Genomic DNA, 8,487 nt, shown 5'->3' with positions numbered 1-8,487 from the left:
CGATCGCCATGGAAGAGAAGCTGCGCTTCGCGATCCGCGAAGGTGGCCGCACGGTTGGAGCAGGTGTGGTCGCTTCGATCATCGAGTGATCGACGCGGACTTCGGTCTGCTTGAGATATGCAAGGGGCGGCATCGCAAGGTGCCGCCCCTTTGCTTTGAGGTTCGGCCTTGGTTCGTGCTTCCCTGATTCTCTCCCTGGCCTCCCTCCTGCTGGCCGCCGGCCTTGCGGGCATCCCCGACGCCTCTGGCGCGACGCGCTGCCCGGAGCGGCCGGCTTGCTCGGGCTGCGGCTGCAAGGGCGGGCCGGGTTATCGGGGGCCGGACGGGCGGTGCGTCGGCTTCAAGGATCTCGCGCGCGTGTGCGGCACGCCGCCTGAAACCCGTTGTGCCTTCGAGAATGCGCCCGGAACCGGGTCCAACCGCGATTGCGCCCAAGGTGCCACGGACGGCCCGCGCCCAACGGCCGCGACGCCATCCCCGACCCAAGGAGCCCCGGGCGGAAAGTGAGGGGGAGCCCCTTTCTTGCCGGCTGGGGACAGTGCGGGCGGGCGGCATGCGCGCCCCTTTACAGACGCCGCGCATGCCACTACACACACGCGTCCGATGCGCTGGGTCGCTTTCCCGGCGCGGCGGACTTTACCCTCGAAGGGGGAAGCCCGCCTGGGCCGCCTTCGGGGCGCCGGCATTAGGAGTGTAGCTCAACTGGTTAGAGCACCGGTCTCCAAAACCGGGGGTTGGGGGTTCGAGTCCCTCCACTCCTGCCAGGCGCCTCCGAAAGCAGACAGGGGAGAAACGGCGACGGCGCCGTTGCGGCGGTCCCCTTCGAACCACACATAAGGTCCCGCGGCCGGGATGCGGCAGGCTCGACGAGCCTTTCTTGCGATTCGGGCCGGCGGGACATGGGTCGCCGGCATGCCGTCGCGGCCCGAGCAATTGAGAGCCGCCCGGCGCATTGCGCGGGGGGGATCGGAAGACCCGCCATCGCGGACGCGCGGCGGAGGGTCGGGCAAGGAAGGGCGCCGGGGCGGCCAGAGGGCCGGCCGTAGCGCGGCGTCCGGACAGGTGCCGGGAGCCTTCCGGCACAAAGGTGTATGACATGGCCAAGAACAGTCCCACCCAGTTCTTCCAGCAGGTCCGCGCCGAGACGGCGAAGGTCACCTGGCCGACCCGCCGTGAAACCCTCATCACCACCGGCATGGTGTTCGTGATGGTGCTGCTGGCCTCGATCTTCTTTCTCCTGGCGGACCAGGTGATGTCGTTCGGCGTCAGCCAGCTCCTGAAAATCGGTCGGTGGTGAGCGTCATGGCCAAGCGCTGGTATATCGTTCACGCTTATTCCAACTTCGAGAAGAAGGTGGCCGACGCCATCCGCGAGCAGGCGGAGCAGCGCGGCGTCGCCGATCTGTTCGAGCAGATCCTCGTCCCCACCGAGAAGGTGGTGGAGGTGCGGCGCGGCCGGAAGGTGGACACCGAGCGGAAGTTCTTTCCCGGCTATGTGCTGGTGAAGATGGACCTCACCGACGAGGCCTTCCACCTCATCAAGAACACCCCCAAGGTCACGGGCTTCCTGGGCGCCGACAACAAGCCCATGCCCATTTCCGAGAACGAGGCCATGCGCATCCTGCAGCAGGTGCAGGAAGGCATCGACCGGCCCAAGCCCTCCATCAGCTTCGAGGTGGGCGAGACGGTCAAGGTCTCCGACGGCCCCTTCGCCAGCTTCAACGGCATTGTCGAGGAAGTGGACGAGACCCGTTCCCGCCTCAAGGTCGCCGTCTCCATCTTCGGCCGCGCCACCCCGGTGGAACTGGAATTCGGCCAGGTGGAGAAGGTCTGAGGATCTTCCCTTTCACGAACAAGGCCGGGCCGCCGCGAGGTGCCCGGCCTTTTTCTTTGGCGGCGCCGTGCCCTGCGGGCGTCGCGGCCTTAGCTCCGATGCCGCCCTGCGGGCGTCGCGCGTTCTCTATCTTTGACGCCGCCCTGCGGGCGTCGCACGTTCTCTATCTTTTACGCCGCCCTGCGGGCGTCGTCATGGCGATGACCCCCGCCAGGATCAGGCCCAGCCCCGCCAGCGCCGTCCCGGAGAGGTGCTCTCCCAGGGCAAGGACGCCAATGGCGACCCCGATGGGCACCCGCAAATAGGCCTGCGCCGTGGTGCCCACCGCGCCGAGCCGCTGCACCAAATGGAAATAAAGCACGAAGGCCAAGGCGGTGGAGGCCACGGACAAGGCCACCAAGGCACCCAGCGAACCGGGAGAGGGCGTCAGCATCCAGGGGCGGTCGATCAGAAGGCTCACCGGCACCAGCACCGACGCGCCGATGAGCAGAGATCCCGCCGCCGGAAAGAGCGGGTCCAGCCCCGCAAAGCGCCGCCCCCACACCGCCGCCCCGCCATAGCACGCACTGGCCGCGACCACCGCAAGCTGCGCTGCCACATCCCGCCCGAGGCCCGATAGCGCATCCACGCCCACGATGAGCAAGGTTCCCGCCAGTCCGCCGGCAACGCCGAGCAGCTTCCGCCCGCTCACCGCCTCGTGCCGGGCGAGGAGCGCGGTGACGAGGAAGGCGAAGACGGGGGAGGTGGCATTGAGGATGGTGGCGAGCCCCGCCTCGATGGAGCGCTCCGCCCAGGCGATGAGGGTGAAGGGCACCACGCTGTTGAGCAGCGCCTGCACCGCGCATTGCCCCCAGAAACGCCATGCCCGTGGCCAGGACAAGCCCCGCGCCTGCACCACCAGCGCCAGCAGGCCACCGGCGATGAGGGTGCGGGCGGCGATCAAGGTTACCGGCGGGATGGTCTCCACGCCCACGCGGATGAAGCTGTAGGAGGCCCCCCACAAGGTGGACAGGAGGAGCAAGAGAGCGAGGTCGGGCAGGGCAGGGGGGCGCATGGAGGTCCGGTGAGACAGGAAACGAGGGGGCTGCCCAACAGGGCCAGCCTCGGGTCTCATCTTAGCCGCGCCCACGCGCCAAAGGTTCGGCCACGGCCGAAGTATCGCCCTCTGCCCGGCGGGGATGGGGGGCGCTAGACTGGCGCCCCACATCCGGGAGAGCGGGAGAGGTGGCGGGACCAATCGTCGGGCTTGCGGGACGCCTGAGGCCGATGCGAAAGGCCGGCCTTCGCGGGCCGCATCCGCAGCCGGATGGCGCGCCAGGGGAGAATGAGGGGATGGACGCCAAGGAGAAGGCCATCGGCGCAGAAGGGGCCGGCCGTGCTGCGGACAGCGGCGCGGTCCCCTGGCCGGAACGCGGCCCGGGACGTGCGCGTCTGTCCGCCCGGCTCTCTGTCTCGCCCGCCGGCGCGCCCACCGCCGCGCCGCCTTCGCCCCCCAGTGACGGCGCAAACTTCGCATCCGGCAGCGCGGTGGCGGAGGTGGCTCATCTCATGGGCGATCCCGCCCGCGCCCACATGCTCTGTGCCCTCATGGGCGGCATGGCCCTCACCGCCGGCGAGCTGGCGGACCATGGCGGGATCACCCCCCAGACCGCCAGCGGTCACCTGGCGCAGATGGTGGCCGCCCGCCTGTTGGTGGTGGAGCGACAGGGCCGCCACCGCTATTTCCGCCTTGCCGGCATCGAAGTGGCGGAGGCTGTGGCGGCGCTGATGGCGCTCGCGGCCACCGGCCCCCGCCGGCATCGTCCGCCCGGGCCGCGCGATGCCGCCTTGCGCCGGGCCCGGACCTGCTACGACCATATGGCCGGGCGGCTGGCGGTGGCGCTGGCCGCTGCGCTTGAGGCCGGCGGGCATGTGGAACTGCATGAGGGTGCCGGGTTGGTCACCCCTGCCGGGCGGCTCTTCCTCGCCGAGCTCGGCATCGATGCCGAGCGCTCCGGGGTGGGCCGGAGGCCCCTGTGCCGCACCTGCCTCGACTGGTCGGAACGCCGGCCGCATCTGGCCGGCCGCCTGGGCGCGGCCCTGCTGGCGCGGTTCCTGGCGCTCGACTGGGTGGCGTGCGTACCGGGTAGCCGCGCCCTTACCGTGACGCGGAAGGGCGAGTCAGGCTTTGCCGACTGGTTTGGCATCGCGGCGAGGGGGGAGGATGAGCAGCCGGGTCGATTGTGAACGCCGGGAGCCTCGGGCAAGGGCGGGCACATTCCGTTGCCCGCGCGCAGAAGGAACATCCCCTTTGGGGGCTGCGCGACGCACGGTTTCAGCCTGCTGAGCATCGTCCCCGTCAGGCGCCGCGCGGGAATCGCGCACCGGGCGCTGCGCACTTTTGGCTTTGCGGACCACAATAATTCGATTAGTCTCGAAATATAGAAATATAGAGGGCCGATGGGCGCCCCCGCCTTTGGTTTCGGCCGCGGAACCCCGGTGCGAGATCCCGAGCGAAAGAGCAAAGCAGGCACATCATGGGTGTGGCGATGACGACCGATTTTCCCATCACCTTCTATCACAACCCCGCCTGCGGCACGTCCCGCAACGCCCTCGCCATGGTGGAGGCGGCGGGCTATGCGCCCGAGGTGGTGCTCTATCTGAAAGCGGGCTGGACGGTGGAGCTGTTGGGCGACCTGCTCGCCCGCATGGGGGCTGCCCCGCGCGACATCCTGCGGGAGAAGGGCACGCCGGCCGTCGAGCTTGGCCTGCTGGAGCCGGGCGTCTCCGATGAGGCGATCCTCGCCGCCATGGTGGCCCATCCCATCCTGGTGAACCGGCCCATCGTGGTGACGCCGCTTGGCGTGAAGCTCTGCCGGCCCTCCGAGGTCGTGCTTTCGCTGTTGGAGCGCCGGCCCGATCACTTCACCAAGGAGGATGGCGAGGTGGTGATCGCGAAGGGTTAGGGCGGTACTCCGCTTTCGCGCTCTTGCTTCGCCTCCAGCGTCATGCGCGGGCCTGTCCCGCGCATCCACGGCCCGTGACTTGTGCAGGCGCCCGGCCTCTGTTTGCGACATGGCTCCGCGCGCGTTCGGGGAGGTTGCTGGATATAAGAAAAATATCCTAGATGATATTCCTATTCCCCTGCGCCTCTGCTATGGTGTCCTTACCTGGCACCAAGGAGGGGCGCGTCCGGAGCGGCCTGACGGGTGGTGTCGGGGGCGGGTGTCCGACGGGACGGGGAATAACGCCCCCCGAACCGTTAGCAGAGGAGGCTGAAGGTCCTGGCGCACCGATCCGGCAGTGGTTCGGCCGGTGCTGATGGGAGAACCTGTCGCCCACGCGGCGCGGGGCCGAGGCCAGAAATCCCCGCGCGGGAGCGGACGGAGCCCGGCTCCGACGTCTAACCCATTTATCCCTGGCGCGCCGCCGCGCGCCGGCCGCTCCCGCATCCCTCCACCTCGCCATCGGCGGGGATGTTGGTACTGGGGCGCTCGCGTCCATGCTTCCCCCTCCCCAACCCTCCCCCGCCTTGCGGGAGAGGGGGCCTGTCGCGCCGGGGGAGAGGTTGAGTTGGCAGACATCTTTGACGGGGTGAGTGCCGCCCCGTCCAGGCGGACCAAAGTCCCCTCTCCCGCAAAGCGGGGGAGGGCTAGGAGGGGGCAAAGGGCTCCGGGGTGGGGAGAAGTTGAGGAAAAAGGCGGGGCGCGGCTTGGGGAGGAGGACGCTTCGTCCTTCCTTCGCCCTCCCCAACCCTCCCCCGCTTTGCGGGAGAGGGGGCCGGTCGCGCCGGGGGAGAGGTCGGGATGCGGACGCCGGGGCAGAACCGAATCACCGCCCCGTCAAGCGCACCAAAGTCCCCTCTCCCGCAAAGCGGGGGAGGGATAGGGAGGGGGCAAAGGCCCCCGGAGGACGGGGCGGGAGGGAGGACGCCGAGGTGATCCGGCCGGCCAATCCGCCGGACGCAAAGGAACCGGGAGACAAGAGGAAGGGCCGAAGCCATGACACCACGGCCCCGGCGCCGCCCTTCAGTCCTTCGGCCGGCGGTCGATGATGCGCTTGGCCTTGCCGGCGGCGGTGCGTTCGATGCCGCCGGGCTCGTGCAGTTCGATGCGGGTGGTGATGCCCACCGTATCCTTGATGCGGGCGAGGATCTGGCCGGCCACCGCGTCGAGATTGGCGCCCGCCCAGCGGTCCTCGCGGATCTCCGCATGCACGATCATCTCGTCCATGCGGCCCTCGCGGATGAGCTCCAGCTGGTAATGGCCCGAGCAGGTCTCGGCCTTCAGCAGGATCTCCTCGATCTGGGTGGGGAAGACGTTGACGCCGCGCAGGATGATCATGTCGTCCGAGCGTCCCGTCACCTTCTCCATGCGCCGCATGCCCGGCCGCGCGGTGCCCGGCAGAAGGCGGGTGAGGTCCCGCGTGCGGTAGCGGATGATGGGAAAGGCTTCCTTGGTCAGGGAGGTGAAGACCAGTTCGCCCTTGGACCCGTCGGGCAGCACTTCGCCGGTGATGGGGTCGATCACCTCCGGGTAGAAATGGTCTTCCCAGATGTGCAGGCCGTCCTTGGTCTCCACGCATTCCTGGGCGACGCCGGGGCCGATGACTTCGGAGAGGCCATAAATGTCCGTGGCATCCAGTGCGAAGGCCTGCTCGATCTCGGTCCGCATGGCATTGGTCCAGGGCTCGGCGCCGAAGATGCCATATTTGAGCGAGGTGGTGCGCGGGTCGATGCCGGCCTTCAGGAAGCCGTCCATGAGCGCCAGCATGTAGCTGGGCGTGACCATGATGGCGTCCGGCTTGAAGTCGTGGATGAGCTGCACCTGGCGCTCGGTCATGCCACCCGACATGGGCACCACCGTGCAGCCGAGCCGCTCGGCCCCGTAATGGGCGCCCAGGCCGCCGGTGAACAGGCCATAGCCATAGGCCACATGCACCATCTGGCCCGGCCGCACGCCGGCCGCGCGGATGGAGCGGGCCATCACGTCCGCCCACATGTCGATATCGGCTTGCGTATAACCCACCACGATGGGCTTGCCCGTGGTGCCCGAGGACCCATGGATGCGGGCGAGCTTCTCCCGCGGCACGGCGAACAGGCCGAAGGGGTAATGATCCCGCAGGTCCGTCTTCACCGTGAAGGGGAATTTGGACAGGTCCGACAGGCGCTTGAGGTCGGACGGGTGGACGCCCGCCGCATCGAACTGGGCCCGGTAGAAGGGCACATTCTCATAGGCATGGCGCAGCGACCAGGAGAGGCGCTCCAGCTGGAGCGCCTGGATCTCGTCGCGGGAGGCGCGCTCGGCGGCATCGAGGCCGCCCTTCACGTCGCGGTCGAAGGTATAGGCCGGGAGAGCCATGGGGTTCGTCTCCTCCACTCAAGGTCGCGTTTGCGAGGGGCGGTTCTCGTCCCCGGCCTCCGGCAGCATGCTGCCGCCGATGAGCCGGGAATGGCCGCGAAATTCAGCAATGGTCACGCCATCCTGCGTGACGGTCACGTCATAGATGCCGCTGCGCCCGGAGCGGGCCACCTCGCGTCCGGTGGCGATCAGGCGATGGCCCTTCAGTCCCGGCCGCAGATAGGTGATGGCGCACTGGGCCGCCACCACCCGCTCGCCATAGGAATTGCAGGCAAAGGCAAAGGCGCTGTCGGCCAGCGCGAAGATGAAGCCGCCATGAGCCATGCCGTGGCCGTTGGTCATGTGGTCGGCGAGCGTCATGGCGAGCTTCGAGGTGCCGGGGCCCACCTCCAGGATCTCGATGCCGAGGCCCTGGCTGGCATTGTCGGTCGACCACATGGCGGCGGCGGAAAGGCGCGCCACCTCGGCGGGATCGCGCGTCGGCGCGGCGGAGGCCGGGGCGCTCATGAGGAGCGGCCGGTAAAATGAGGCGCGCGCTTCTCCATGAAGGCTTTCACGCCTTCCGCATAATCCGGGGTCAGCCCCGCCTGGCGCTGCAGGTCGCGCTCCAGGTCCAGCTGGGCGTTGAGATCATTGCCGCCGGAGGCGTTGAAGGCCGCCTTGGTGAGGGCAAGACCCTGGGTGGGCTGGGTGGCCAAGCGCGCTGTGAGGGCGCGCGCCTCGTCCTGGAGGGCGGCATCATCCACCACCTTCCAGATCATGCCCCAGCTCTCGGCGGTCTCCGCCGGCACCGGCTCGGCGAGCAGCGCCAAAGCGCGGGCCCGGGCATCGCCGATGAGGCGCGGCAGGAAATAGGTGCCGCCGGAATCGGGCACCAGGCCGATCTTGGCGAAGGCCTGGATGAACTTGGCCGAGCGGGCCGCCAGCACGATGTCGCAGGCGAGCGCGATGTTCGCCCCCGCTCCCGCCGCGACCCCGTTGACCGCGCACACCACCGGCTTGCGCAAAGCCCGGATGCGGCGGACCAGCGGATTGTAGAAGGCCTCGATGGTGGCGCCGAGGTCGCGCGGGGCATCGGAAGGGGACCGGTCGCTCAAATCCTGCCCGGCGCAGAACCCCCGTCCCGCGCCCGTGAGCAGGACCGCGCGCACGCCTTCGTCCTGCCCGGCCGCGTCGAGGGCGTCCGCCAGCGCCCGGTGCAGGTCCTCATTGAAGGAATTGAGCCGGTCCGGCCGGTTCAGCGTCAGCGCGGTCCAGCCTTCGTGGCGGTCCACGAGAAGAATTGGCTCCACTCCATCCTCCCAGTCGGGCTCTG

The 8,487-nt window shown here is 69.0% G+C and carries 9 protein-coding genes and 1 tRNA gene; 6 read left to right on the top strand and 4 right to left on the bottom strand.

The window, feature by feature from the left end:
• Positions 1–8 precede the first annotated feature (8 nt).
• The 4 genes from J5J86_RS00005 to nusG all read left to right on the top strand — a co-directional run bounded on the left by J5J86_RS00005 (position 9) and on the right by nusG (position 1,833).
• Complete coding sequence (locus J5J86_RS00005) at positions 9–89, top strand: EF-Tu C-terminal domain-related protein (protein WP_083481307.1); 81 nt, start codon at positions 9–11, stop codon at positions 87–89.
• 598 nt (positions 90–687) lie between these two features.
• Positions 688–764: transfer RNA gene (locus tag J5J86_RS24355), tRNA-Trp, on the top strand.
• Positions 765–1,096: 332 nt separating this feature from the next.
• Positions 1,097–1,297: a preprotein translocase subunit SecE gene (gene secE / locus J5J86_RS24350; protein ID WP_209102883.1), complete on the top strand. Its 201-nt coding sequence runs from the start codon at positions 1,097–1,099 to the stop codon at positions 1,295–1,297.
• Positions 1,298–1,302: 5 nt separating this feature from the next.
• The gene (gene nusG / locus J5J86_RS24345) at positions 1,303–1,833 is read left to right on the top strand and encodes a transcription termination/antitermination protein NusG (RefSeq protein WP_209102882.1); all 531 of its coding nucleotides are present in this window, start codon (positions 1,303–1,305) and stop codon (positions 1,831–1,833) included.
• 163 nt (positions 1,834–1,996) lie between these two features.
• On the opposite strand, the gene J5J86_RS24340 is transcribed toward nusG, so the two are convergent.
• A complete protein-coding gene (locus J5J86_RS24340) occupies positions 1,997–2,887 on the bottom strand; it encodes a DMT family transporter (protein ID WP_209102881.1) in 891 nt (296 codons plus the stop codon).
• Positions 2,888–3,165: 278 nt separating this feature from the next.
• Here J5J86_RS24340 and J5J86_RS24335 point away from each other — a divergent pair, with 278 nt between their 5' ends.
• Together J5J86_RS24335 and arsC are read left to right on the top strand one after the other, a co-directional pair.
• Positions 3,166–4,059, top strand: a complete 894-nt coding sequence (locus J5J86_RS24335; protein ID WP_209102880.1) for an ArsR/SmtB family transcription factor — start codon at positions 3,166–3,168, stop codon at positions 4,057–4,059.
• Between the two features lie 302 nt (positions 4,060–4,361).
• Positions 4,362–4,778, top strand: a complete 417-nt coding sequence (gene arsC, locus J5J86_RS24330; RefSeq protein WP_209102879.1) for an arsenate reductase (glutaredoxin) — start codon at positions 4,362–4,364, stop codon at positions 4,776–4,778.
• 1,062 nt (positions 4,779–5,840) lie between these two features.
• Here arsC and paaK read toward each other — a convergent pair.
• The 3 genes from paaK to paaG are packed head-to-tail and all read right to left on the bottom strand — an operon-like array spanning position 5,841 to position 8,464.
• Positions 5,841–7,172 carry a phenylacetate--CoA ligase PaaK gene (gene paaK, locus J5J86_RS24325; RefSeq protein WP_209102878.1) on the bottom strand — a complete coding sequence of 444 codons (1,332 nt, stop codon included), beginning with the start codon at positions 7,170–7,172 and terminating at the stop codon, positions 5,841–5,843.
• A gap of 18 nt (positions 7,173–7,190) precedes the next feature.
• Positions 7,191–7,679, bottom strand: coding sequence for a hydroxyphenylacetyl-CoA thioesterase PaaI (gene paaI, locus J5J86_RS24320; protein ID WP_209102877.1), 489 nt, complete (start codon positions 7,677–7,679; stop codon positions 7,191–7,193).
• Positions 7,676–8,464 (bottom strand): 2-(1,2-epoxy-1,2-dihydrophenyl)acetyl-CoA isomerase PaaG, encoded by a 789-nt coding sequence (gene paaG, locus J5J86_RS24315; protein WP_209102876.1) that lies wholly within the window; start codon positions 8,462–8,464, stop codon positions 7,676–7,678. Before paaG ends, paaI begins: the two co-directional genes overlap by 4 nt.
• Between the last annotated feature and the right edge of the window lie 23 nt (positions 8,465–8,487).

The sequence above is a fragment of the Aquabacter sp. L1I39 genome, assembly GCF_017742835.1.
Classification (GTDB): domain Bacteria; phylum Pseudomonadota; class Alphaproteobacteria; order Rhizobiales; family Xanthobacteraceae; genus L1I39.
This window is presented reverse-complemented; position numbering and strand designations above follow the sequence as displayed.

Coding starts and splice junctions, on each gene's coding strand:
- J5J86_RS00005 (WP_083481307.1), top strand. CDS start 9: ATGGAAGAGAAGCTGCGCTTCGCGATCCGCGAAGGTGGCCGCACGGTT.
- secE (WP_209102883.1), top strand. CDS start 1,097: ATGGCCAAGAACAGTCCCACCCAGTTCTTCCAGCAGGTCCGCGCCGAG.
- nusG (WP_209102882.1), top strand. CDS start 1,303: ATGGCCAAGCGCTGGTATATCGTTCACGCTTATTCCAACTTCGAGAAG.
- J5J86_RS24340 (WP_209102881.1), bottom strand. CDS start 2,887: ATGCGCCCCCCTGCCCTGCCCGACCTCGCTCTCTTGCTCCTCCTGTCC.
- J5J86_RS24335 (WP_209102880.1), top strand. CDS start 3,166: ATGGACGCCAAGGAGAAGGCCATCGGCGCAGAAGGGGCCGGCCGTGCT.
- arsC (WP_209102879.1), top strand. CDS start 4,362: ATGACGACCGATTTTCCCATCACCTTCTATCACAACCCCGCCTGCGGC.
- paaK (WP_209102878.1), bottom strand. CDS start 7,172: ATGGCTCTCCCGGCCTATACCTTCGACCGCGACGTGAAGGGCGGCCTC.
- paaI (WP_209102877.1), bottom strand. CDS start 7,679: ATGAGCGCCCCGGCCTCCGCCGCGCCGACGCGCGATCCCGCCGAGGTG.